This is a genomic window from Bacillus paranthracis (genome assembly GCF_024296885.1).
GTDB lineage: Bacteria > Bacillota > Bacilli > Bacillales > Bacillaceae_G > Bacillus_A > Bacillus_A paranthracis.
Genome location: NZ_CP101135.1, coordinates 4,574,251 through 4,600,318, shown reverse-complemented (window position 1 = coordinate 4,600,318; position 26,068 = coordinate 4,574,251). Strand labels below are relative to the sequence as shown.

Sequence of the window (26,068 nt, the reverse complement as noted above, 5' to 3'; positions counted from 1 at the left end):
AGACGGAAGGGGCTAGGAGGCGCAGCTGGATAAGGTCAAACCGGAAACAAAACAACTAAGAGACTTGATGTCATATCAAGTCTCTTTCTTTCATGAAAGGAGAATGAGTGATGGAGACGATGCCAAATTGGTTAATGCAACGTGCATTTTTAACACCAGATCGCACTGCAATTGAAATAGAGGAAGAGAAAGTTACTTTTATGCAGCTGCATGAAAAAGTAGTATCTGTTTGTGGAAACCTCACGCATGTAGGAGTGAAGCGGGGGCAAAAGGTGGCTGTTCTGATGAAAAATGGTATGGAGATGATTACAGTTATTCACGCCCTATCTTACGTAGGTGCAGTAGCTGTGCTTTTAAATACGCGTCTTTCAAGAGAAGAGCTACTTTGGCAAATGGATGATGCTGAAGTTATTTGTTTAGTGACAGATCAAGATTTTGAGGCTAAAGATATTCCTGTCTATTCATTCGCCGAAGTGATGAATGGACCAAAAGAGGAAGCCTTTATACAAGAAGAGTTTTCTTTAGAAGAAGCGATGACAATTATTTATACATCTGGAACGACTGGCAAACCGAAAGGCGTTATTTTAACGTACGGTAATCACTGGGCAAGCGCGGTTGGTTCTTCTCTTAATTTAGGACTTCGTGATGATGATTGCTGGTTAGCTTGTATGCCGATGTTCCACGTTGGTGGGCTATCTCTTTTAATGAAAAACATTATGTACGGCATGCGCATTTTACTCGTTCCGAAATATGATGCGGATTTTATTCATAAAGCACTTCAAACGAGAGGCGTAACAATTATTTCTGTCGTTTCTAAAATGTTAACTGATTTATTAGAGCGACTTGGGGCAGAGACATATCCATCTTCTTTACGATGCATGTTACTTGGCGGAGGACCAGCGCCGAAACCATTATTAGAAACGTGTGTAGAAAAAGGAATTCCTGTATATCAAACGTACGGTATGACAGAAACGTCTTCGCAAATTTGTACGTTGTCCGCAGATTATATGTTAACGAAAGTAGGATCAGCTGGAAAACCACTATTTCAGTGCCAACTTCGTATTGAAAAAGATGGCGTAGTAGTACCGGCGTTTACAGAAGGCGAGATCGTAGTAAAAGGACCGAACGTAACAGGTGGTTACTTTAACCGTGAAGATGCGACGCGCGAAACAATTCAAAACGGATGGCTTCATACTGGCGACCTCGGTTATTTAGATGAAGAAGGATTTTTATACGTATTAGATCGCCGCAGTGATTTAATTATTTCTGGCGGAGAGAATATATATCCGGCTCAAATTGAAGAAGTGTTGCTTTCTCATCCGGCGGTAGCGGAAGCTGGTGTTGTCGGTATGACTGATGATAAATGGGGACAAGTACCCGCTGCTTTTGTTGTAAAAAGTGGAGAGGTAACAGAAGAAGAAATTCTTCACTTTTGCGAGGAGAAATTAGCGAAATATAAAGTGCCGAAAAAAGCTTGTTTCTTAGAGGAATTACCACGAAATGCTTCGAAAAAATTGTTAAGACGAGAGTTAAGACAATTAGTGGAGGAGATGTAAGTGGAGATAAAAAAAGCGACACTTCATATAACGGAAATGCCACTCGTCATCCCGTTTGCTGCAAGCTACGGAACGTATGAAAAGCGTGAGAGTATCGTCATTGAATTAGAAGATACGGACGGGTGCATTGGATTTGGCGAAGTCGTTGCATTCTCTGAACCGTGGTATACGGAAGAAACGGTGAAGACGGCGCTGCACGTACTGCAAGACTTTTTATTACCGGATTTATTAAAGGCTGAAATTTCTCATCCGAATGAAGTGCCGAGTTTGTTCCAGCATATAAAAAGAAACAGAATGGCAAAGGCAGGAATTGAAGGGGCTGTTTGGAATTTATATGCGAAGCGTCAAAACAAATCGCTAGCGACAGTGCTTGGCGGAACGAAGGCTGAAATTGAAGTTGGTGTTGTAATTGGGCTTAATACGATTCCAGTTATGTTAAAACAAATCGAGAAGTACGCGAAAGAAGGATACGAGCGTTTTAAAGTGAAAATAAAGCCAGAGCATGATTATGAGTTATTGAAAGAAATTCGTAAAGAGTTTCCACATATCCCGTTAATGGCTGATGCAAATTCAGCGTATACATTAGCGGATACAGAGAGTCTGAAACGACTAGATGAATTCCAATTGATGATGATTGAGCAACCGCTAGCGGATTACGATTTTCTTGATCATGCACAGTTGCAAAAGAAAATAGAAACGCCAATTTGTTTGGACGAAAGTATCCATAGTTTAGAAGATGCACGCGTTGCGATTACGCTTGGCAGCTGCCAAATCGTTAACATTAAACCAGGACGAGTGGGCGGATTAACAGAATCAATCCAAATCCATAATTATTGTATGGAGCATAACATACCAGTTTGGTGCGGCGGTATGGTAGAGATGGGGATTTCACGAGCACAAAATGTTGCCCTCGCCTCATTGCCTAACTTTACGATTCCAGGCGATATATCTGCTTCTAGTAGACATTGGGAGAAGGATATTATTTCGCCGCAAGTGATGCTTGAGCGCGGGAAAGTGATGGTGCCGCAAAGTGTTGATACTGAGTATGAAGTTGTCGGCGGGAGACTGGCGGAAATTACGAAGCAACGGATTGTTTTTGAACGGTAGGTTGAGTCTTTAAAATAGTGGGCGAATTTCGTCGTTAATTGTCGGTAAGTCGATATTCCTTGTCGAAACGTCGATATATTAAAAAAATCGTCGATATAATTCAAGTTGTGTTCGATATATTTGGAAAATCGTCGATATAATTTCATTTACTAAGGTTACTCCCGCGAGTAACCTTTTCGTATTGTACAAATTGCATAGACTAGTTTACAATCGATCGTATAAAAAGGGGGAGTAAAATGAAGCGCATTTCCATTTTAATAGCGGATGATGAGGCAGAAATTGCTGATTTAATTGAGATACATTTAGAAAAAGAAGGGTACCACGTCGTAAAGGCAGCGGACGGGGAAGAGGCAGTTCATATTATTGAAACGCAGCCAATCGACTTAGTGGTTTTAGATATTATGATGCCGAAAATGGATGGGTATGAAGTGACGCGTCAAATTCGCGCGAAGCATCATATGCCAATCATTTTCTTGAGTGCGAAAACGTCTGATTTTGATAAGGTGACAGGTCTTGTATTAGGTGCAGATGATTATATGACGAAACCTTTTACACCGATTGAATTAGTTGCACGTGTAAATGCACAATTACGTAGGTTTCTTACGTTAAATCAGCCGAAAGTAGCGGAGAATAAATCTGCTTTAGAGGTAGGCGGGGTCGTGATTGATCCTGAGCGAAGAACAGTAAATGTGTACGGAGAACAAGTTGAATTAACACCGAAAGAGTTTGATATTTTATATTTATTAGCGAGTCACCCGAAGAAAGTATACAATGTGGAAAATATTTTTCAGCAAGTATGGGCAGATGATTATTATGAAGGCGGAAATACAGTTATGGTACACATTCGTACGTTGCGGAAAAAACTTGGGGAAGATAAAAGAAAAGATAAGCTAATAAAAACAGTGTGGGGAGTAGGGTATACTTTCAATGGATAACATGATGAAAAGCTTTCGATTTAAAATGATTGCCTTATTTGCGTTAAGTATGGTGCTCGCTGCAACTGTAACTTATATAATTTATAAAGGATTGCAGTTGTATTATAAAACGATGGTTCGCTATGAAGAGCCTTTAGCACAATTTAGGTCGATCGTAAGGGAATTTGGAGACATTAACTTCTTTTTAATTTTCTTTATCCCGTTGTCTATTATCTTTTTCTTCTTTTTGACAAAACCGTATTTAAAGTATTTTAGTGAGATTTCTAACGGGATTCATCATCTTGCGAACGGTAACTTTACGAATAGAGTTCAAGTTTCATCAAATGATGAATTTGGAGACATCGCGCGTGAAATAAATGTTGCGAGTGAAAAGTTAAAGGAAGCAGTGGAACGAGGAGACTTCGCAGAAAGTAGTAAGGACCAGCTTATTGTTAACCTAGCTCACGATTTAAGAACGCCGTTAACATCTGTGTTAGGTTATTTAGATTTAATTCTTAAAGATGAAAATTTAACAAAAGAACAAATTAAACATTTCTCTACAATTGCATATACGAAATCGCAAAGGCTCGAAAGTTTAATTGATGAGTTATTTGAAATTACACGTATGAATTATGGCATGCTAAAGCTGGATAAAAAGCCGATTGATATAAGTGAGCTGCTTATACAGCTAGATGAGGAATTGTATCCGTTATTAGAAAAACATCATTTAGAAGCTAGATTGAATGTTGATGCTCATTTGCCGATTAACGGTGATGGGAAATTGTTAGCTAGAGTATTTGAAAACTTGTTAACAAATGCTGTTCGTTACGGATATGATGGGCAATTTGTTGATCTGAATGGGTATATCGATAATGGAGAAGTTGTTGTACAAGTTATGAATTACGGAGATAGCATTCCAGAAGAAGACTTACCGTATCTTTTTGATATGTTTTATACAGGTGATAAATCGAGGTCAGAGAACCGTGGCGGGACAGGCCTTGGACTGTTTATTGCGAAAAATATTGTTGAACAGCATAACGGTACGATTTCTGCTGAAAGTAATATAGTTAGAACAATGTTTGAAGTGCGATTGCCAAAAGACGAGCACGTAACAATTTAATAAAAATTTAAACTTTACCCCACTTTTTATTTTAATAGTTTTTTCTATTCTATACGTAAGTTACGTTAAGGAGGAACTAGAAATGAAAAAGTGGGTATTTATTTCTCTTTTTATCGCATGCACAATCTGTGTAGGCTTATATATATCACCGTTATTTCAAAAAGAAATTGATGTGAAAATCGGTGAGGAAAATAGCGCAATAAAGAATGCAAATATGGAAAAGGTAGAGATTACAAAAGAAGAAATTTATAAAGGGAATCTATTATTAGTTAACAAAGATTATCCACTAAAAAAAGATAGCATTAGGTCTGATATTATAAATGTAAATCATAATAGTGAATTAGTGAGAGGCTACGTAATATTTGATAGAAATCTTCGTTTATCAAAGGATGTTGTAAAAAAGTTTTTGAACGTTGTCGATGCGGCTGGAAAAGATGGCGTACAACATTTCTTAATGAATAGCGGCTATCGAGATTTCCAAGAGCAAAGACAGCTATATGAAAAAATGGGATCTGATTATGCACTCCCAGCAGGATATAGTGAACATAATTTAGGGTTATCACTGGACGTTGGTTCAACGCAAAAGAAAATGGAAAAAGCGCCTGAAGGAAAATGGATTGAAGAGAACGTATGGAAGCACGGATTTGTTTTACGCTATCCGAAAAATAAAAGTAACATTACAGGCATTCAATATGAGCCATGGCACATTCGTTATGTCGGCCTACCTCATAGTGCAATTATGCAAAAAAAGAAAATTACATTAGAGGAATACTTAGACTTCTTAAAAGAACAAAAAGAAATCACAACCGATGTGGAAGGTAAGCAATATACGGTTTCTTATTATAAAGTTTCCGGGAATAGGAAAGTGAATGTTCCGGTGAATAAGCAGTATGAAATTTCGGGAAACAATATGGACGGGGTTATTGTGACGGTTCAGGAATAGAAAAAGAGGTTGTTCCGTTTTGGAGCAGCCTTTTCGTATATAAGAAAGGGATCGATATTTCTTGTGGAATCGTTGATATATTGTGAGTTACGATAGATATATTCGAAAGATCGTTGATATAAATTCCTGTACTATCAGCCTTTTGAGGAGTATTATTTATTTTACTTTCAAACATTATAACGTTATATTTACTTCTCCCTTTTTTTGTGTTACGCTAAACGTGTGAAAGAGATATAAAATGAAACTTTAATGTAAGCGTATTCTTATGGCTTCTTAGAGAAAAGGGTGGAAGTACAATGACAGAACGATTCGTACTACGTAATGTGAAACGTGTGAACGGGGAAGAGATTGACATTGTAATTGAAAATAATAAAATCGCACAGGTGACGAAAGCAGGTGCTGGCGAGGGTGGAAAGGTTCTTGATTACTCGGGTACTTACGTATCGAGTGGCTGGATTGATTTGCACGTTCATGCTTTTCCAGAGTTTGATCCGTATGGCGATGAGGTGGATGAAATTGGCGTTAAGCAAGGGGTAACGACAATTGTTGATGCGGGTAGCTGCGGAGCTGATCGCATTGCAGATTTAGTAAAAAGTAGAGAGCTGGCAAAAACGAATTTATTTGCCTTTTTAAATATTTCTCGCATCGGTTTGAAACGAATTGATGAATTATCCAATATGGAGTGGATCGATAAGGAGAAAGTAATAGAAGCAGTAGAAAAGTATAAAGATGTAATCGTTGGGTTAAAGGCGAGAATGAGTAAAAGCGTCGTTTGTGATAGTGGAATTGAACCGCTGCATGTAGCGCGCTCTTTATCACGTGAAACATCATTGCCAATTATGGTACATATCGGTTCAGCGCCTCCTCGCATTGAGGAAGTTGTACCTCTTTTAGAAAAAGATGATGTCATTACACATTATTTAAACGGGAAAGAAAATAATTTATTTGATGAAGAAGGCAAACCGCTACCTGTGTTACTAGATGCAGTGAATCGCGGCGTACATTTAGATGTTGGTCACGGGAATGCTAGTTTTTCTTTTAAAGTAGCAGAGGCGGCGAAGCGTCACGATATTGCCCTTAATACAATTAGTACAGATATTTACCGGAAGAATCGCGTGCACGGTCCAGTGTATAGTATGGCTCACGTTCTTTCGAAATTCCTTTACTTAGGTTATCCGCTAGAAGAAGTAATTGATGCGGTTACGAAAAATGCAGCAGAGTGGCTGAAAAAACCAGAGCTTGGCCGTATTCAAGAAGGCGATATTGCAAATTTAACTTTATTTACGGTGAAAGATGAGAAGATTACGTTAATTGATTCAGAAGGGGATCAGCGTATTGCTGAAAGAAGGATTGATACGAAAGGGGTTGTAATCAATGGGTCATTCATTGAATGCTAAGTACGGATTAAAAAGAGTAATAAATGCGAGCGGTAGAATGAGTATTTTAGGTGTATCCGCTCCGACAGATACAGTTATGGATGCAATGAAACATGGGGGACAAAATTATGTGGAAATTGCTGATTTAGTAGATAAAGCAGGAGATCATATTGCGAGAATTCTAGATGCAGAGGCAGCGGTTGTTGTGAATTCAGCATCGAGCGGAATTGCGCTTTCTATCGCAGCAATTGTGACAGAAGGAAATCGCCGTAAAAGTGAAAGACTTCATCAAGAGGTCATCGCGAAAAACGAAGTGATTATGTTAAAAGGTCATAACGTTCAATACGGTGCTCCTGTTGAAACGATGATTTACTTAGGCGGAGGAAAACTTGTAGAAGTTGGCTACGCAAATGAAGGGAAAGCAGAGCATATTGAAGATGCAATTGGTGAAAATACAGCAGCAATTCTTTATGTAAAATCACATCATGCCGTGCAAAAAAATATGATTTCTGTTGAAGAAGCATGGGAAGTTGCGCAGCGAAATAATGTACCACTTATCGTCGATGCGGCAGCTGAAGAAGATATTCAAAAATATGTGAAGTATTCAGACCTTGCCATTTATAGCGGTTCAAAAGCAATTGAAGGGCCTACTTCTGGTATTGTTGGCGGGAAACGAAAATATATTGAGTGGCTGAAAGTGCAATTACATTGCATCGGAAGAAGTATGAAAGTTGGGAAAGAAACAACATTTGGCTTACTTCAAGCGCTTGATGAGTACGGAGTAAAAGAAGATAAGAGTGAGCAAGAAAAAGAGTTGTTACAAGTACTTATGCCGCTAAAAGAATTAAACGGTGTAAATGTAACGATTGTTCAAGATGAAGCGGGAAGAGCAATTTTTAGAGCCCGTATTCATATTAACGAAAAAGAGTTAAATAAATCGGCAAAAGACGTTGTGACAGCATTACGCGAAGGGGAAATCGCGATTTATACACGTGATTACGGAGTAAGACAAGGATTCTTTGATATTGATCCACGTCCACTTCAAGGTGATGACATACATGTGATTGAAGAAAAATTGAGAGAAATTGTAGGGGGAAACTAAAATGACAAACATTCAAAAACGTTTTTATAAAGGCCGCGTAGCATTAAATGTATTAGCGAACAATATCGAAAATGCGAAAGATATTTTTGAAGCAGCAGAAGGTTATGTAGTAGTAGGTGTATTATCAAAAGATTATCCAACAGTAGAAGAAGCTGTTACAGCGATGAAAGCATATGGAAAAGAAATTGATGACGCTGTATCGATCGGACTAGGAGCAGGAGATAATCGCCAAGCAGCAGTTGTAGCTGAAATTGCGAAACATTATCCAGGTAGCCATATTAACCAAGTATTCCCTTCAGTTGGAGCGACACGTGCAAATCTTGGTGGAAAAGATAGCTGGATTAATAGTTTAGTATCGCCAACAGGAAAAGTAGGGTACGTAAATATTTCTACTGGTCCAATTAGTGCAGCTGGAGAAGAAAAAGCAATCGTTCCAATTAAAACAGCGATCGCACTTGTACGTGATATGGGCGGAAATTCATTGAAATACTTCCCGATGAAAGGGCTAGCTCATGAAGAAGAATATCGTGCAGTTGCGAAAGCTTGTGCGGAAGAAGGATTCGCATTAGAGCCAACAGGCGGAATTGATAAAGAAAACTTTGAAACAATTTTACGTATCGCGCTTGAAGCAAATGTAGAGCAAGTTATTCCGCACGTGTACTCTTCTATTATTGATAAAGAAACTGGCAATACGAAAACAGAAGATGTTCGTGAATTATTAGCAGTCGTGAAGAAGTTAGTTGATCAATATGCGTAAGAAAATTGCAGCATTCGGTGAAGTAATGATGCGCCTGCAAGTACCAGGATATGAATTGTTATCGCAAGCTAATACATTAAAATACTCATTTTCTGGTACAGGTGTGAACGTTGCTGCAGCACTTTCTCATCTCGGGCATGAAGGGCTTCTTATTTCTACTTTACCGGAAAACTCGGTTGGAGATGCTGCATTATCTTACATTCAAAAATTAGGCGTGCAAACCTCGCTTGTTTCAAGAGGCGGTAAATATGTCGGCATGTACTTTTTAGAAAATGGATTTGGGGCACGTGCAAGCCGCGTTACATATTCGAATCGATTAGAAAGTAGCTTCAATACGGCATGTAAAGAGATGTATCAATTTGAAGAAATCGCAAAGGAAATTGATATCGTTCATTTTTGCGGGATTACACTTGCGATGAATGATACTGTGCGCCATCATATGAAATCTTTAGCGAAAGCTGTTAAAGAAAACGGAGGCACGGTTGTTTTTGATTGCAATTATCGTCCATCGCTTTGGGGAGAAGATGGATATGAACAGGCGAAACCGCATTATAAAGAAATGTTAGGGCTAGCTGATATTGTAATGATGAATGAAAAAGATGCGATGTTCGTTCTTGGAATGAAAACAGAAGAGACAGAGCGAGAAGCTCAACTTGTTGACCTTATTCCACAAGTAGCTGAAACATATCATATCACTACAATTGCTGGTACACATCGCTCTATTAATAGCGATAACACACACTCGCTGCGCGGATTTATATGTAAAGATGGTACGTTCACTTTTGCAAAAACACTTACGTTTTCTGTATATGATAGAATAGGTGCTGGAGATGCTTATACGAGCGGGATTATTCATGGCGAGATAGAAGAGTTTGCACCAGAGAAAGCTGTTTCATTTGCGTCAGCAGCTGGAATGCTTGCACATACAATCGTCGGTGATACGCCAATGTCATCAGAGAAGGATATACTTCGGGCAATGACGGCATCAGTAGGTGATGTAGAAAGGTAGTGGGTGTAACGGTGAACGTAACGAGGAAAAAAGGACCATTATATTTACAAATAAAAAACATTATTCGTGATCGAATATTGCATGGTGTATATGCGATTCATACAAATATTCCTTCCGAACCACAGTTAGAAGAAGAGTTCAAAGTAAGTAAAATTACAGTACGAAATGCGATTAAAGAACTCGCTCAAGAAGGATATTTGGAAAAGAAAAGCGGTAAAGGAACGAAAGTTATCCGTAACACTTCTGCGACAAAACTGTCAAAGGGTAAGAAATTTACTGAAGTGTTAGTGGAAGAAGGATATAAAGTACAGAAAAAATTGCTAAAAGCAGAAATTGTTCAGAATGAAGAAGGAACAGTGCCATTTCGATTATTCGGTAAAGAGAGTTTTCGTATTGAACGTTTATATACGTTAAATGATGCACCGTACATTCATTATACGCACTATTTCTCAGCGAAAATGGCAAGTACAGATTTATCGGACTTTGACTTGCAATCGCTTTATGATTTAGTTGAAGACCGAGGCATTCATTTAGAAAACTTCAGAGATGAATTCGCTGTTGGACTTGCGCCTAGTTTCGTTGCAGAAGCGTTAGGTGAAAAAGAGGGCACAGCGTTATTAAAACGAATGCGCTATTCTTACGATGAAGTTGGCGAAGTAATTGAATATAGCGAAGGCTACTACAATACAGAAATGCAGCATTATGTAGTGAATTATGACGTATAAAAAAGAGGGGATGTTCCCTCTTTTTTTATAAAGCAAGGGGAATGAGAGATGGATATATACTTATTAATCGTCACGTTACTTGCAATTGCGATTGTTATTTTAGGGGTATCATGGTGGAAGTGGCATGCATTTATTAGTTTAACAGTTGCGAGTTTATTTTTAGCGATTATGTCTGGATTGAATTTAACGAAAATAGTGACTGCCTATGAATCTGGTGTTGGTAGTGTACTAGGGCATTTAGTTGGTATTTTAGCTCTCGGTACAATTTTAGGAAAAATGATGTCCGATTCAGGGGCCGGCATGCAAGTGGCAGATTTCTTTATTCGATTTTTCGGCGTAAAAAAATTACCTTGGGCTATGTTATTTGCAGGGTTTGTTATAGGGATTCCCGTCTTTTTTGAAGTAGGGATTGTCATTTTATTACCACTTGTTATTTCAATTCGAAAAACAACGAAGCAAAACATATTATTAATTGCTTTACCTGTTATTGCGGGGCTATCTATTGTTCACGGGCTCGTGCCACCACATCCAGGGGCGATGACAGCAATTGGTATTTATAACGCGAACTTAGGAAAGGTACTTTTATATTCATTACTTATCGCGTTACCAACAGCCATTATCGCAGGACCGATATTTGCAAAGTGGGTACATAAAAGGGTTATACCTGAAAATGAACCAGAGCTTATTCGAGTTACGACTGTCTCAACTGACTTACCGAGTCGTAAAGTTTCATTCTTTATTATTTTATTACCAGTTGTATTGATGATTTTATCGGTCGTTGCACCATATATTTCATTACCGAAAAAGATGACTGAATTTTTTGTATTTATTGGAAGTCCAGTAATTGCTTTACTTATTTCATGTTTCGCAGCATTTTATTTACTTGGCATAAGACAAGGAATTAATAAAAAGATGATTAAAAAATTAACGGACGAAAGTTTATTACCGGTCGGTTCCATTATTTTAATTATCGGTGCAGGCGGTGGATTTAAACAAATATTAATTGAAAGCGGCGTTGGAACGGCGATCGCGCAAATGGCAGAACATATATCGTTATCACCAATCGTATTAGCTTTCATGGTAGCTGGATTAATTCGAATTGCAACAGGTTCAGCGACAGTAGCATTAACGACAGCAGCAGGGATTGTTTCACCAGTTATTCAGCACATGTCTGGTGTGAATTTAGAATTGCTCGTTATAGCAACCGGAGCAGGCTCGTTAATGTTTTCTCACGTAAATGATGCAGGGTTCTGGCTTGTAAAAGAGTATTTAGGTTTGACGGTGAAGGAAACGTTTAAAACGTGGACGGTACTCGAGACATTGTTATCATTTATTGCATTTGGTTTTGCGCTTTTATTGAATATGTTTCTTTAGGAGATACCTTAACAGGTATCTTTTTTTGATAAAGCCCATTTCTAAAAACAAGCCCGTTTTTAAGTAAGCCAAGCTTCCGATTCGCCCTGAAAACATAATATAAATGGAATCCCCTCATTTAGAGCAAGGTGAACTTGTTATGAATGATACTAAAGGAGGAATAGAGTAATGAGCGAAAAGTGTGAACACAGACATGATGATTGTAACCGCAGACATGGGTGCGGAGGCGGTTTTGCGCTTCTAATCGTATTGTTTATTTTATTAATTATCATCGGTGCTAGCTGCTTCGGTGGCGGAGGCGGTTGTGGTTATGGCGGTTACGGCGGCTACGGATATGGTGGCTACGGCGGATATTGCTGCTAATTAAAAACTATTGAAAATGGCCTTGTGCAATACGCACAAGGCCATTTTATTCATATTTTTATGTGTTGTGATAATTTATTAATGTACAGAGATCGGATTAAGAAGAAGAAAATAATCTCGATAATCCCAAAGAAAGTGAGTACAATTAATAGCTCTTTTAGTAAAGAAAAAGCGAGCATGCTTTGTAAAAACTTAACCGCAAATAATGTGTGAACACCAGCAACAATGTAAGGGACGAAAAATAAAATTCCTAATTGAATCGTTGCGGAGCGAAACATTTCTGACTCAGTTAATCCGAGCTTTGTAATCGTAATATATTTTTGTTTTTCATTCGTTAAGTCGTTATACATACGGAAGTATAAAACACTAGCTGCACCGATAAAGAAAATAAAGCCGAGAAATGCCCAAATAAAGAATTGAGCAACTGCATTTCCTTTACTATGAACCAGTTCATCCGTAGCTGTATAAATATGAAATGGTTTAATGAAATCTTCTTCACCCTTATGTGCTTCATACAAAGTTTCTTCATCATGATTTAAGCTTTTTAATATATTTTTTGTTGGGACAATTGCATTTTCCCAATTCTCCACGAAGTAGTTATAAACTGTAATTGTTTCAATATGAGGAACCATATTTTCAATTACTTCATCTCGCATCACCATTAAGTGAGGTAATGCCAATGGGGGCTCAATTCCTCTATTAATAAAACCTTTAATTTGAAATTCCTTTTTATTAGAGTCAAGTGTAATCGTGCCCTGCTTCGCAAATGGGTTAGATACGAGATTTAATAACGCTGGTGAATAGCGAGAAATATTATAAACTTGTGAAGATTCGAGAGTGATTTCTGGCCTGTTTAATTGCTTTGCTATTGCGTTATAATCACTCATTTTCATAATGGCAATTGATTCTTTTGAAGCTGTATCTTTTAAAACGGTAAATTTATATTTGTCATATTGAAAATTAGCATTTGTAAGTTCAGTTTCAATCGTAGTAATATGCTTTTGTTCAAATACATTAATACCTTCTGATGTATAGGTGAATGGTATAGGATATCGTTCTAGTATGGGTGCTTTCGTATGATTGTTTGCAGCAAATAACCCGATAATAATCGTAAATGCAAGTGCAGATAGCATAGAAACGATAAAGAGAACATTAATATTACTGCGGGTACGAGAAACTAAATCTGAAATCCATAACATATTTATTTGTTTCAAATAAAACTTTCTTCGTTTCTTTAAAATATAGATAAAGAGAAGAAATGTTTGTGAAAAAAATAAATACGTCCCAATTACTACAAGCGGTAAAATAGATAACATAATTAAGAATACAGATCCATTTTGGGCATTTTTTTCTGTTATGTAGCCTTGCGGATAACCGGCAATATAATAACATAGTCCTAGACAAGTTAAAGCAAATAGTGAAATGAGTATAGATGGTCTTTTTTCGCTCTTCTCTTTGTTAACTCCCTTAATAAGCTGCGTTGTTTTTCGAGTACGAATAAACATTGGTGTAAACGTAGATACGATGAAAAATAAAATAATAAAAGTTACGGTTGTAACGATAATAGCTTCTGTTGGCCAATATAAATAGAGGCCTTTTGCACTTGTTAATTTAGAAGTAACAAGTAAGAAAAAGTTAGAGAAAACAAGACCGCCTTGAATACCTGCAAAGATAGCAAGCATTCCAATGATCATATTTTCAGTAAACAAAAGACGTTTTAATTGTTTTTGAGATATACCGAGAACAGTTAAAACGCCAAATTGCTGCTTCCGTACATTTAAAAATGTTCCAATTGAATATAAGAGAAAGAAGAACGAGAACATAACGATAACCAACTGCGCTGTACTAGCTAAGTTCATTAGAGGATCACGTTCTTGGAAACTTTGTACACTTTGTAACCGCGGATGATACGCGTATACAGTAAATGAAAAGAAAACCATGATAGAAAACGCACTACTTACAAAATAGGCGAAATATGCTTTTGAATTACGGGAGACATTTTTAAATGCGAATTGCCAAAATGTCATCCACGTCTTCCTCCTAGTAATGCTAAAACATCTAATATTTCTTGATAAAATTTCTCACGGTACAATCCGCGGTGTAGTTCATTGTAAAGTTCGCCATCTTTAATGAAAATGACGCGGTTACAATAACTTGCTGCGAATGGATCGTGCGTAACCATTAAAATTGTTGCATCTTCTTCTTTGTTCAATTTCGTAAATAGTTCCATCACGTCAATTGCCGCTTTTGAATCTAAATTTCCTGTCGGTTCATCGGCAAGTAAAAGTGACGGATGATGAATAACAGCACGTGCTACTGCGGTACGCTGTGCTTGTCCTCCTGACACCTCAAAGATACGCTTGTCTAAAATATGATCAATTCCAAGTTTTTTTGAAATGTTATCAAGCTTTTCATCCATTTCTTTTAAAGGAACATTATCTAATGTTAAAGGTAGTACGATATTTTCACCGATTGTTAGTGTATCTAGTAGGTTAAAGTTTTGGAAAACAAATCCTAGCTCTTGGCGGCGGAAAATAGCTAACTTCTCTCTACGAAATGTGTGCGGTTTTTTTCCATTAATCACGACATCACCAGCAGTCGGAGAATCAATGGTAGAAATAACGTTTAAAAATGTAGATTTACCGCTACCAGATGGTCCCATAATCGCAACGAATTCACCTTTATCTACATGTAAATTTATATTTTTTAAAGCAGTATGAGGGACCTTTCCTTCATACACTTTTGAGACATTTTTAATGTGTAATACTTCTTCCATAATAATCACCTTTCTATCCTTTAAAACTTAATATGGTGTGATAATTTTTGCATATAGAAGGAACGAATTAAAAGGAAAAATAAAATTTCAACTGTTCCAAAAATCATCAGTACGACTGTAATCTCAGCGAAGAACGAGAGATGTAAAACTTCTTGCAGCATCTTTGTCGCAAACATCGTATGAATGGATGCCATAATGTACGGGACAAAGAATAGAATCGCAAGTTGAATTGTAGCAGATCGTTTCATTTCGGCTTCTGTTAAACCAATTTTTGTAATCGTTACATACTTTTCTTGTTCATTTGTTAAATCTGTATGCATCCTGAAGTAAAGAACACTGCCAGCACCAATAAAGAAAATAACACCTAAGAAAGTACCAATTAAGAAGAACGAAGCGACATTTTGTTTTGTTGTGTATAGAGAATCGCTCGCTTCACTTGCATGGAAAGGCGGGTGCTCTGCTTGAATGTTGTTCCCGTCGGTATTAATTTTGTCTATGAATACCGCGCCGATGTTATTAGCTTTTTCCCAGTCCTTAACTTTAAAGCTATATACACTCATCTGTTTTGAAACAGTGGATAATGCTTCTACATTTTCATCAGATAGTATGAGCAATTGGTATATTAAGCGATTTGGGAATGGATTATAACTTTTATATTCTTTCACTTGTAGTTGTAAATTGTTTTGCGTAAGTGTAAGAGTATTTTTCTTGTCTTTATTGTGAAGCGTTCCAATAACTTGATCATCTAAGTCTTTCATAAGAATATAAGATTCATTCTTATTTACCGTGAGTGTCTCCCAATTTAAAGCCTTAGCAAGTACATTATAGTCACTTTGCTTAATGGCATAATAGAGCTGCGTGTTATTTTCAGCTGAAGATACTTCATATATATCCGTTTTAAATTTTGTATAAGTAAAGTGCTCTTCATTAAATTTTTGTTCTAACCAGTTTAAATGTTCATCCGCCAACGTATTTTCAGTATGTGATAAATATGTAAAAGGAAAAGGATTTTCTCTTACTGTATCGAACTTCATAAATTTACCAAATCCGTATAAGAATGTAATCATAGTAAAAGCAAGTGTTGATAGCATCGCTACAATAAAGAGCATGTTAATGTTTGTACGAATGCGCGCTGCCAAATCAGAAATCCAAAGCATATTAATTCGCTTCATATAAAATGTTCTTCGCGTTTTTAATATACGAATGAGTAAAAAACTAATTTGTGAAAAGAAAAAGTATGTTCCAGCTGTAACAAGTGACGGAATGAGAAATATACTGGTGGCGGCGTACAAAAGCCCAACTACGTCGCCGAGCGACATGAAATATAGCGGATTGGCTGCTAGTACGTATCCAGATATTAAACATATCGCACCAAATAGAGAGATGAGCACAGATGCTTTTCTTTCTTTTTGTTTTGTTCCTTCTTTTAAAAGACGTACAGCCTTTCTCGTCCGAATGAGCATCGGCGTAAACGATGAGACGAGAATGAAGAGTCCTAGAAAAATGATCATAGTTAAAATAATGGCAGCTGTTGGCCAATATAAATATAAACCAGGAACATGTGTAATCTTGGCGGTAACTAATAAAAAGAACTGCGAGAAAACAAGTCCAAGTTGAATGCCGAAAAAGATGGAAAGAACACCAATTAGCATGTTTTCTAGAAATACGAGTCTCTTTAATTGTTTTTGGGATATGCCAAGTACTGTTAAAATCCCAAATTGCTTTTTTCGTACTTTTAAGAAAGTACCGATTGAATATAGTAAAAAGAAAAATGAAAAGAATACGATGACAATTTCTGAAATTGTCATTAATATGTTCAGAGCAACATTCACGCCTGTCATATGCAATTTAGGATGAAATAAATAAACTGCAAACGAGAAAAAAATTGCAATGGAAAATGCACTGCTTACAAAATAGGCGAAATAAGCTCTGGCGTTCCGTGTGACGTTTTTAAATGCAAACTGCCAAAATGTCATTCACCTAAACCTCCTAATATAATGGGCATGAAAAAGGAGGGAAGAGATCCCACCTTTTTCATGTAATAACCTTTTTAATGTGTATTAGTATATTGTGATAACTTCTGCATATAAAGTGAGCGAATGAATAAGAAAAATACAATTTCAACGAATCCAAAAATAATAAGAACGGCTGAAACTTCTTTGAACAAAGATAAGCCAATTACATCTTGTAGCATTTTCGTTGCGAACATTGTATGAATGGATGCCATAATGTACGGAACGAAAAATAAAATACTAAGTTGTATGGTTGCAGATCGTTTCATCTCTGCACCTGTTACACCGATTTTAGAAATCGTTATGTATTTCTCTTGTTCGTTCGTCAAATCTGTATACATTCTAAAGTAAAGAACGCTACCGGCTCCAATGAAGAAAATAACTCCTAAAAATGTTCCAATTAGAAAGTATGCAGCACTACCAGATGTTATTCTGTATAACGATCCTGCTGATTCAAATAGTCGAATAAGAGTCCCTTCATATTGGGAGTTGTTGCGATCTTTTTGTACTTTTTCTATAAAAGTATCAGCAATTTCATATGTCTGTTCCCAATTTTGAATTTTATAATTATATGCCGATATATGCTTTACCGAGTTAGGTAAGTTGTTCACAACAATATCAGGCAAAACGATCGTTTGATATGAAAAGTCAGATGGAATTGCATTGATATGTTCATAGCCTTTTACTTTTAATTTCGTATTTGTACTAGAGAGTGTAATGTAATCTCTTTTATAGCTTTGCTCAAATTCATTGAATATAGTGATATAAGATGTCCCTGTTAAAACATATGCCTCGTTATCATTTATAAATAGTTGTTTCATTCGTAAAGAATTCGCAAGTTTGTTATAGTCACTTTGCTTAATTGCGTATACGTCATTATAAATAGCTATACCTTTATCTTCTTCTAGCGGTGTTTCATATATATCAGCTGTTATTTTCTCATAAGGAAAATGCTCTTTTTTTAATTGTTGCTCAAGCCAATTTAAATGCTCTGTAACAAAAGGATTCGCATCATAAGAAAAATAAGAAATTGGGAAAGGCGAAGTTCGATTAACGTCTAGCTTAATAAATTTTCCGAACCCATATAGGAACGTAATCATTGTGAAAGCGATAGTAGATAGCATTGCTACAATAAAAAGCATATTAATATTCGTTCGAATACGGTTTGCTAAATCAGAAATCCAAAGCATATTAATCTGTTTCATATAAAACTTTCTTCTTTTCTTTAAAATATGAATAAGTAAGAAACTAATTTGTGAAAAGAAGAAATATGTACCGATTGTAACGAGCGTTGGAATGACGAAAATACTTGAAACCATATATATAACACCTATTTGTGGGCTTACTGATACGAAATATTTAGGATTTCCAGCTAACGCATAGCCACCAAATAAACAAATCGCACCAAATAAAGAAACGAGTATGGATGGTTTTTTTTCTTTTTGTTTTCCGCTCTTTGTTTTTAACAGGTGTACCGCTTTTTTTGTACGAATGAGCATCGGTGTCAACGTAGATACAACGATAAAAAGACTAAGGAAGACGATTGTCGTTAAAATAAATGCGTTAATAGGTAAGTATAAATATATGCCTGGTACGTGCGTAATTTTTGCTGTCACTAATAAGAAAAATTGCGAGAAGACAAGTCCAAACTGCATACCGAAAAAGATAGATAAAATACCGATTAACATATTTTCCATAAAAACGAGACGATGTAATTGTTTTCTCGATATTCCTAAAACGGTCAAGACGCCGAATTGTTTTTTTCTAACTTTTAAAAAAGTGCCAATGGAATATAGTAAAAAGAAGAAAGAGAAAAATACAATTACTACTTCTGAAAAAATCATTAATCCTGAAATTTCAGAGACCATGCCAAAGTTTTGTAATTTCGGATGGAATAAGTAAACAGCAAACGAAAAGAAAACAGCAATCGAAAAAGAACTACTTACAAAGTAAGCAAAATAAGCTCTCGAGTTGCGCGTGACGTTTTTAAATGCAAATTGCCAAAATGTCATAAATTATACCTCCGGTTAGAAGATATAGAAGTAGTTTTATTGCAAAAAATGTATGAGAGTGAGTTCTCATACATTTTGCTTGCATATGTCACGATCATGCTTCGGTCACCTTCTCCGTATGTTCTGATTGATTATTTGCAGCGTTGTGGAAGATGATTTTAATCGTCGTTCCTTTCCCAACTTCAGAATCTAGTTTGACAGAGTGACCTAAATAATCACAAATTTTACTTACGATATAAAGTCCCATACCAGTAGATTCTCCGAATGTACGACCATTTTTCCCAGTGTAAAACGGTTCGAATACTCGTCGAATATCTTCTTGCGGAATACCAACACCTTCATCACGAACTTCTAAAATAATATCTTTTCCGTTTCGATAAGCGGATAAGAATACTTTCTTGCCGCGCTCACCAGAGTAACGAACGGCATTTGTCATTAACTGATAGATGATAAATTTTAGCCATTTCGCATCAGAAGCAACCTGTAAATCAGAATGAACTTCTAAAACAGGGAAGACTCCGTTTCGGATAAATAGTTCTTTTAATCCATTAATATTTTTCGTTACCGTATCTTTTAATGAAATCGTCTCAACATGGAAGTCTTCATGGAAGTTATTTAACCTTGCCATGTATAAAGCCATATCAAGCCCTTGGTTTAGACGTTCTAATTCTTTTTTGAATTTCGGAATTAAATGTTCATCTTCCATTTCGAGTACCATAAGTTGCATAACAGAAACGGGCGTTTTCATTTGATGCACCCAGTGGTTAATGAATAATTGATGTTCTTGTTGTTTTACTTCGTACGATTGTAGTTCTTTTTGGAATAGGCGATACTGCGTGCGCACGAGTTCATTTACACCGTGAGGCATCGGAGCAGTTGCTCTTTCAATAAATGCATCTTCCATTTTTTCTGGTTGTTCACTTAATCTATGGTACATTCTACGATTACGAACGTAACGGTAAGCGAGGAAACAAATAAATAAGTATAAGCTTAAAACGACGAAGTAAAATTTATTATTTTGAAATCCATCTACTGCATCATAAAGAACGAAGATGATACCGAAGTTTAATACGTACAGTAGAAAAAATGCAAAATGATCACGTAGAAATAGCTTCATGCTTATTCACTCCAAGTTGCGTTAAAACGATACCCAAGTCCGCGCACTGTTTCAATAGCATTTTCAATACCAAGCTCATTGAACTTTTTACGAAGACGCGTAATGTTTACGTTTAATGTGTTTTCTTCAACGAAGCTCTCGTCATCCCAAAGAGCGGCTAGTAAATCTTCACGGCTCGCTGTACGAGGGAATTTAGATAATAACATTTCTGCTAAAATAGCTTCTTTCTTCGTTAAAAGAACTTGTTCAGATCCGAAGTGAATTTCAGGACGTTCTGGGAATAGTTTTAATCCTTCTACTTCAACGATACGTTCAGAAATGTTTGGTGCATAATCACCGTAAATACGGCGTAATTGACCTTTAATTTTCGCCATTACAACGTCGTAGTGGAACGGTTTTGTAATATAATCATCCGCACCGCTTTCAATCGCCATAATTTGCTCCATCTCACCAGCACGCGCTGAAATGAAAATAATAGGACAAGTAGATTCATGACGGATTTGGCGGCACCAGTAGAACCCATCGAATTTTGGTAAGTTTACATCAAGTAAAACAAGATGTGGTTTCACAGCGTTAAACGATTCCATAATATCATCGAAATTCTCTGCAACAACAGCTTCATAGCCATATTTTTGAATGTGAGATTGTAGTAATGATGAAATATTTGGATCGTCTTCAACGATTAAAATTTTATACATATGTATATTCCTCCTAAAAAACAATTGTAGATATAGTGTATCATGTGTTTCAAGTCTTTTCATTATGTTGAAAGATAAGCTAATAAACAGTATAGGTCAAAAGCAGAGAAAGTAAAAAGGGCCTCGTATATAATTGACAATTAACTGAAAATATTTTAACATTTAGATAAATATCTAAATGTCTAATTAGTGAAAGGAAGAAAGACATTGAATCAAGCATTCAAAGCATTAGCAGATCCAACAAGGCGAAAAATTTTAGACTTATTAAAAGAAGGTGATCTAACCGCTGGTGAGATTGCTGAACATTTCAATATGACAAAACCAAGTATTTCACACCACTTAAGCGCACTTAAAAATGCTGAACTTATTCAAGATGAAAAGAAAGGCCAATTCGTTGTGTACTCTTTAAACACAACTGTCTTTCAAGATTTGTTAACTTGGGTGTTTACGTTTACGAATAAGGGGGAAGAGGGGAAATGAGAAAACATCTTTTTGCAATCTTATTAACTGTTATAACTTGTTTAGCTTGGGCGTTTGCTTGGCCACATTTGCCGGATACAATTGCAACGCATTGGAGCGGAGGTAAGGTAGATGGATATTCTTCTAAATTATATGGAATGCTTTCTATGGTTGGAATTATGATTGTTTTATATATTTTTTTAAACGTGTTACCAAAGATTGACCCAAAGAAAGCAAATTACGAGAAGTTCTCTAAAGCTTTTATGATGATGAATAACGGGATACTACTGCTACTATTTGTAGGGAATATAGATATTATTACAAGTGGATTAGGATACAACTTATTCATTAACCGTGTGCCGGAATTATTAGTTGGTATTTTATTTATAGTCATCGGAAACTATTTACCACAGTGCAAACCAAACTATTTTGTCGGTATAAAAACGCCGTGGACGTTAAGTAACGAAGAAGTGTGGAGAAAAACGCACCGTTTTAGTGGAAAGGTGTTTGTTATATTAGGAATTATCATGATTCTAAGTGTTTTTGTACCAGTAACGTGGAAATCTTTCGTAATGGTTGTAGTTATTATTGGTGCAGTAGGATTAACGATGGGATATTCATATGTTGCTTATAAAAAAGAACTAAAAATGTAAAACAAAGCTGCTTTTCCTTTTAAGGAAAAGCAGCTTTATTTTTTATTTCCTCAAAACCGGTATCCAAATTTGACTTTTAAAGTTTGGAGAAGATATATCTTTCTGTTCATTCCATAATATTTCCGGTCCTTCCGCTAGTTCATAGTTTGAGGAAGGAAACCATTCGGAATAAATGCGTCCCCATACATTTTGTAGTGCATCCGGAAATGGACCAACAGCTTCAAATATAGCCCACGTTGAAGCTGCAACTTCAAGTTGCGCAAATTGCTCTGGGCAATCTTTCATTGTGGCTACGCCAATATAGTGATCAAGTTCTCCTTTTTCCTCCATTCTTCCTTCAGAAAAGTTAGTAGAAGCACTAATAATTCCAGTAGGTTCCATATTTGAAAATGACTTTAAAGTTTGAATGACATCTGGATTTAAACTTTTCCACATAGAAGCAATTTCTTCATTTACACCGTTAAATACAATCGGTACGCGTTTTGTAATACCAATAATTCGAAATGGTTCTTTTTCTTCAATTCGATAATTCATTTCATTTCCTCCTTGGATGGATAATTGGAAGGTCATTGGTGAATAGGCTTTTAGGGAATGACTACTATTTCGGGCCTCTGAAGGTGTTATGCCGTGCAAGTTCTGAAAGGCACGCGCAAAAGAATCTGGTGAGTTGTACCCATATTTGATAGCTACATCAATGACTTTTGCATCGCTATTTTTTAGTTCAAAAGCAGCGAGAGTCAGACGTCTACAACGAATATATTCTGATAGTGATATGCCAGCTAGAAAAGAAAACATTCTTTTGAAATGATATTCCGAGCAGTAAGCTAGCTTCGCAACTTCTTTAAAATTAATTTCATTTGTTAGGTTGTTTTCAATATAGTGCATTGCAGCATTCATATTTTTAAGTGAATCCATATGATGACCTCCTCTGTACATAGAATAGCAAGAACGAAATAGCTCCATCCGACATTTCGTGCACAACTTTGTAGGGTACATTTTGTACCTTACAAAATTGTAATGTTCCTGTAAGGAGAATGAATGGATGGCATGATATCCCAATGTTATAGTAACAAAGTACTTTGATTCATTAGGTTAAATTTTGATTTCTTTGCTTACTGGTCTTACATAACTGTCATGTTTGTGTAAGAAACATCGATAGTGGAAAAAGTAGAGAATGTATATAGTGAAAATAGAGAATAGATGAAATGAGGGATGTCGAGATGAAAACAGTGTTAGAAGCAAAAAATATTGAAAAAGTATATGACACGGGTGGTAATAAATTTGCAGCGTTAAAAGGTATTAACTTACAAGTAAAAGAAGGTGAGTTCGTTGGAATTATGGGACCTTCTGGTTCTGGTAAGACGACTTTACTAAACGTTCTTTCTACAATTGATAATGCGACGAACGGTGAAATTTTAATTGATGGAAAAGATATTGTGAAAATGAATGATGATAAGTTAGCGTTATTCCGCCGCGATCATTTAGGTTTCATTTTCCAAGATTATAACTTATTAGATACGTTAACTGTAAAAGAGAACATTGCGTTACCTCTTGCGTTATCAAAGGTGAAAGCGAGTGAGATTGATCGTCGTGTTCTTGAAATCTCAAAGAAATTCGGTATTGATCATATTTTAAGTCAGTTCCCATATCAAGTATCTGGTGGACAGAAGCAAAGATGTGCGGCATCACGTGCAATCGTTACAAATCCAAGTATGATTTTCGGGGACGAGCCAACGGGAGCACTTGATTCGAAATCAGCGACAGATTTACTTGAAAGTATGAAGTCGCTAAATGAATATGATAACTCTACAATTTTAATGGTAACGCATGATGCGTTTGCGGCAAGTTACTGTAAAAGAGTTATTTTCATTAAAGATGGTGAGTTATATAAAGAATTGCACCGCGGCGAGTTAACGCGTAAACAGTTCTTCCAACAAGTCGTTGACGTAATGTCTTCTATTTCCGGAGGTATGGCTGATGACCTTATCTAGCATTGCCCTCCGCAACATACAGCGGAACTTTAAAGACTACTTTGTATATTTTGCATCTATGATTTTTAGTATCGTTATTTACTTTACATTTAAAGCACTGCAATATAATTCACAAATGGAAAAAGCAGCGGAAGCTTCTAAAAAAATTAGCGGGGCATTCCAAGTTTCCAGTGTGATGCTTATCATTTTCGTAGCGGTGTTCATTATATATTCGAACGGATTCTTTACACGTAAACGTAAAAAAGAAGTTGGCTTATATTCATTATTAGGTATTCGTAAAAGACAAATTGGTAAAATGCTCTTTTATGAAAATATGTTAATGGGGTTAATGTCTTTAATTATCGGAATTGCGATTGGTAGTGTCCTTTCAAAATTATTCCTTGAGTTATTAGTAAATATGATGGGATTAAATTTAAATGTTCATTTTGAAGTACCGATGGCTGCCATTATTGATACAGCAATTATTTTCTTTGTGATTATTTTATATACATCACTTCAAGGATATCGTTTAATTTATCGATTCAAGCTAATTGAACTTTTCCGTGCAGAACGTGAAGGAGAAGCAATGCCGAAGGGCTCTGTTATTATGGCATTCATTTCAGTTTTCTTAATCGGTTCAGGTTACTTCTTAGCGCTAATGTACATGAAAGCAGTTATGTATGCAGACTTTATGGTCGTTGCATTATACATTTTATTAGCGACAGTAGCAGGAACTTATTTATTGTTCATGTTCTTCACAGTATTTATATTGAAACGTGCGAGAAATAATAAGTCAGCATTTTATAATGGTATGAATATGGTAACGACATCGCAGTTACTATATCGTATTAAAGGAAATGCGAAATCACTGGCGACAATCGCTATTTTAAGTGCAGTTACATTAACAGCGGTTGGTACGTCAGTTACGATGTATTACAACACATTCACGCAATCAAAGGTGGCTGCGCCGTATAGTTATTCCTATGAGAAAAAAGATACAGCATTAGATAAAAAAGTAAATGAAATACTTGCTGGAGAAAAGAAGAATCATCCAGTGACATATGAAGCAGAAGTTGAAATGATTCCTGTGAAAGGAACATTTAAAGGTGAAAGAGCGGATCAAGTTCTGAACACACACTATAATGTGACGAAGCAGTACCAGCTTATTTCTCAATCAAACTTTAATACAATCGCGAAACATTTAGATATAGAACCTGTAAATTTAAGTGCGAATGAAGCTTTTGTATATGATAGCTTATATATTGAAACACTTGATTTTGGTCCTCTTTACACAGGAAATACAGCTGTATTCCCTGTTGGAAATGAATCGAAAGAGTTAAAGATTAAAGGTGTAAATAGTAGAAGTGTTACAAACTTAAATGAACTATTTGTAATCGTTCCTGATCAAACATATGAGCAGGCGAAACAAGTAAACGAAACGCGCACTGTAAAAAATATTGATGTAAAAGGTGAGCGAAATAGTAAAGAGTTAACAGCGAAATTAGCAAGCGTTATGCCAGCTGGTGAATCAGAAATTTTAAAACCATTTAACGATTTCTATACAGGATTCCAAATGGGGCTTGAAACGACAGGCTTAATGATGTTTATTGGGTTATTCTTAGGATTAGTCTTCCTATTAGCGACAGGCTCAATCATTTACTTTAAACAATTAACAGAAGCAAGTGCTGACCGTGATCGTTACATTGTCCTTCATAAAGTTGGTGTAACGAAGCAAGAAATGAAGAAAGCTATCGCAAAACAAGTAAGCTTTATCTTCGCTATTCCGTTAGTAATCGGAATTTTGCACAGCTTGTTTGCACTAAAAGGTTTAGGGAACATATTACCGTATGAAATCATGATCCCACTCCTAATTAGTATTGGAGTATACGGCGCTATTTATATCGGATATTACTTCTTAACAGTTCGTTCTTATTATAAGATTGTGAGTGCGAAATAATAAGTGAAGCTGTGAGAAAATAAAAAAGCCATTCACCTCATTTTTTATGAGGTGAATGGCTTTTTTAC

General features: G+C 36.3%; 23 protein-coding genes. 16 read left to right on the top strand and 7 right to left on the bottom strand.

All coding sequences use genetic code 11. From position 1 onward, the window contains the following. Positions 1 to 110: 110 nt before the first annotated feature. From NLJ82_RS23835 to NLJ82_RS23780, 12 genes are all read left to right on the top strand, one after another. Positions 111 to 1,556, top strand: coding sequence for an o-succinylbenzoate--CoA ligase (locus NLJ82_RS23835; RefSeq protein ID WP_000449591.1), 1,446 nt, complete (start codon positions 111 to 113; stop codon positions 1,554 to 1,556). Continuing rightward, on the top strand, positions 1,557 to 2,663 hold the full coding sequence (menC, locus tag NLJ82_RS23830; RefSeq protein WP_000403276.1) for an o-succinylbenzoate synthase: 1,107 nt from the start codon (positions 1,557 to 1,559) through the stop codon (positions 2,661 to 2,663). A 236-nt stretch (positions 2,664 to 2,899) separates the two neighbouring features. Beyond that, the gene (locus NLJ82_RS23825) at positions 2,900 to 3,598 is read left to right on the top strand and encodes a response regulator transcription factor (protein WP_000822513.1); all 699 of its coding nucleotides are present in this window, start codon (positions 2,900 to 2,902) and stop codon (positions 3,596 to 3,598) included. Further along, positions 3,591 to 4,697, top strand: a complete 1,107-nt coding sequence (locus tag NLJ82_RS23820) for a HAMP domain-containing sensor histidine kinase (protein ID WP_000369655.1) — start codon at positions 3,591 to 3,593, stop codon at positions 4,695 to 4,697. Before NLJ82_RS23825 ends, NLJ82_RS23820 begins: the two co-directional genes overlap by 8 nt. Positions 4,698 to 4,779: 82 nt before the next feature. Next, a complete protein-coding gene (locus NLJ82_RS23815) occupies positions 4,780 to 5,640 on the top strand; it encodes a D-Ala-D-Ala carboxypeptidase VanY (RefSeq protein ID WP_000759413.1) in 861 nt (286 codons plus the stop codon). Positions 5,641 to 5,936: 296 nt separating this feature from the next. Then, on the top strand, positions 5,937 to 7,037 hold the full coding sequence (locus NLJ82_RS23810) for an amidohydrolase/deacetylase family metallohydrolase (RefSeq protein WP_000139933.1): 1,101 nt from the start codon (positions 5,937 to 5,939) through the stop codon (positions 7,035 to 7,037). Beyond that, positions 7,015 to 8,118, top strand: a complete 1,104-nt coding sequence (locus NLJ82_RS23805; protein ID WP_000510086.1) for a DgaE family pyridoxal phosphate-dependent ammonia lyase — start codon at positions 7,015 to 7,017, stop codon at positions 8,116 to 8,118. Before NLJ82_RS23810 ends, NLJ82_RS23805 begins: the two co-directional genes overlap by 23 nt. Before the next feature lies 1 nt (position 8,119). Continuing rightward, on the top strand, positions 8,120 to 8,875 hold the full coding sequence (gene dagF / locus NLJ82_RS23800) for a 2-dehydro-3-deoxy-phosphogluconate aldolase (protein WP_000181910.1): 756 nt from the start codon (positions 8,120 to 8,122) through the stop codon (positions 8,873 to 8,875). After that, positions 8,868 to 9,884 (top strand): sugar kinase, encoded by a 1,017-nt coding sequence (locus tag NLJ82_RS23795; RefSeq protein WP_001227485.1) that lies wholly within the window; start codon positions 8,868 to 8,870, stop codon positions 9,882 to 9,884. The genes dagF and NLJ82_RS23795 overlap by 8 nt, the downstream gene beginning before the upstream one ends. Next, the gene (locus NLJ82_RS23790; RefSeq protein ID WP_000539282.1) at positions 9,884 to 10,609 is read left to right on the top strand and encodes a GntR family transcriptional regulator; all 726 of its coding nucleotides are present in this window, start codon (positions 9,884 to 9,886) and stop codon (positions 10,607 to 10,609) included. Before NLJ82_RS23795 ends, NLJ82_RS23790 begins: the two co-directional genes overlap by 1 nt. A 48-nt stretch (positions 10,610 to 10,657) precedes the next feature. Beyond that, on the top strand, positions 10,658 to 11,983 hold the full coding sequence (gntP, locus tag NLJ82_RS23785; protein WP_000356157.1) for a gluconate permease GntP: 1,326 nt from the start codon (positions 10,658 to 10,660) through the stop codon (positions 11,981 to 11,983). Between the two features lie 168 nt (positions 11,984 to 12,151). Beyond that, positions 12,152 to 12,346: a YjcZ family sporulation protein gene (locus NLJ82_RS23780; protein ID WP_001290395.1), complete on the top strand. Its 195-nt coding sequence runs from the start codon at positions 12,152 to 12,154 to the stop codon at positions 12,344 to 12,346. Positions 12,347 to 12,396: 50 nt separating this feature from the next. Here NLJ82_RS23780 and NLJ82_RS23775 read toward each other — a convergent pair whose 3' ends face one another. From NLJ82_RS23775 to NLJ82_RS23750, 6 genes are all read right to left on the bottom strand, one after another. Next, entirely contained in the window at positions 12,397 to 14,373 is a 1,977-nt protein-coding gene (locus tag NLJ82_RS23775; RefSeq protein WP_000144963.1) for an FtsX-like permease family protein, read from the bottom strand. After that, positions 14,370 to 15,122, bottom strand: coding sequence for an ABC transporter ATP-binding protein (locus NLJ82_RS23770; protein ID WP_000393244.1), 753 nt, complete (start codon positions 15,120 to 15,122; stop codon positions 14,370 to 14,372). The genes NLJ82_RS23775 and NLJ82_RS23770 overlap by 4 nt, the downstream gene beginning before the upstream one ends. 20 nt (positions 15,123 to 15,142) lie before the next feature. Further along, complete coding sequence (locus NLJ82_RS23765; protein WP_000145020.1) at positions 15,143 to 17,098, bottom strand: FtsX-like permease family protein; 1,956 nt, start codon at positions 17,096 to 17,098, stop codon at positions 15,143 to 15,145. A 74-nt stretch (positions 17,099 to 17,172) separates the two neighbouring features. Further along, the gene (locus NLJ82_RS23760; RefSeq protein WP_000145066.1) at positions 17,173 to 19,146 is read right to left on the bottom strand and encodes an FtsX-like permease family protein; all 1,974 of its coding nucleotides are present in this window, start codon (positions 19,144 to 19,146) and stop codon (positions 17,173 to 17,175) included. Between the two features lie 94 nt (positions 19,147 to 19,240). Continuing rightward, positions 19,241 to 20,263, bottom strand: a complete 1,023-nt coding sequence (locus NLJ82_RS23755) for a sensor histidine kinase (protein WP_000765352.1) — start codon at positions 20,261 to 20,263, stop codon at positions 19,241 to 19,243. A gap of 2 nt (positions 20,264 to 20,265) precedes the next feature. Next, complete coding sequence (locus tag NLJ82_RS23750; RefSeq protein WP_000276737.1) at positions 20,266 to 20,961, bottom strand: response regulator transcription factor; 696 nt, start codon at positions 20,959 to 20,961, stop codon at positions 20,266 to 20,268. A 207-nt stretch (positions 20,962 to 21,168) separates the two neighbouring features. On the opposite strand from NLJ82_RS23750, the gene NLJ82_RS23745 reads away from it, so the two are divergent. Continuing rightward, a complete protein-coding gene (locus NLJ82_RS23745; RefSeq protein WP_001070531.1) occupies positions 21,169 to 21,441 on the top strand; it encodes an autorepressor SdpR family transcription factor in 273 nt (90 codons plus the stop codon). Beyond that, positions 21,438 to 22,073, top strand: coding sequence for an SdpI family protein (locus NLJ82_RS23740; protein WP_001225533.1), 636 nt, complete (start codon positions 21,438 to 21,440; stop codon positions 22,071 to 22,073). The genes NLJ82_RS23745 and NLJ82_RS23740 overlap by 4 nt, the downstream gene beginning before the upstream one ends. Positions 22,074 to 22,115: 42 nt before the next feature. Here NLJ82_RS23740 and NLJ82_RS23735 read toward each other — a convergent pair whose 3' ends face one another. Beyond that, positions 22,116 to 22,988 (bottom strand): AraC family transcriptional regulator, encoded by an 873-nt coding sequence (locus NLJ82_RS23735; protein ID WP_000377683.1) that lies wholly within the window; start codon positions 22,986 to 22,988, stop codon positions 22,116 to 22,118. Between the two features lie 305 nt (positions 22,989 to 23,293). Here NLJ82_RS23735 and NLJ82_RS23730 point away from each other — a divergent pair, with 305 nt between their 5' ends. Together NLJ82_RS23730 and NLJ82_RS23725 are read left to right on the top strand one after the other, a co-directional pair. Next, positions 23,294 to 24,064: an ABC transporter ATP-binding protein gene (locus NLJ82_RS23730; RefSeq protein WP_000859654.1), complete on the top strand. Its 771-nt coding sequence runs from the start codon at positions 23,294 to 23,296 to the stop codon at positions 24,062 to 24,064. Next, on the top strand, positions 24,051 to 26,000 hold the full coding sequence (locus NLJ82_RS23725; protein ID WP_000176118.1) for an ABC transporter permease: 1,950 nt from the start codon (positions 24,051 to 24,053) through the stop codon (positions 25,998 to 26,000). The genes NLJ82_RS23730 and NLJ82_RS23725 overlap by 14 nt, the downstream gene beginning before the upstream one ends. The last annotated feature ends 68 nt before the right edge of the window (positions 26,001 to 26,068 follow it).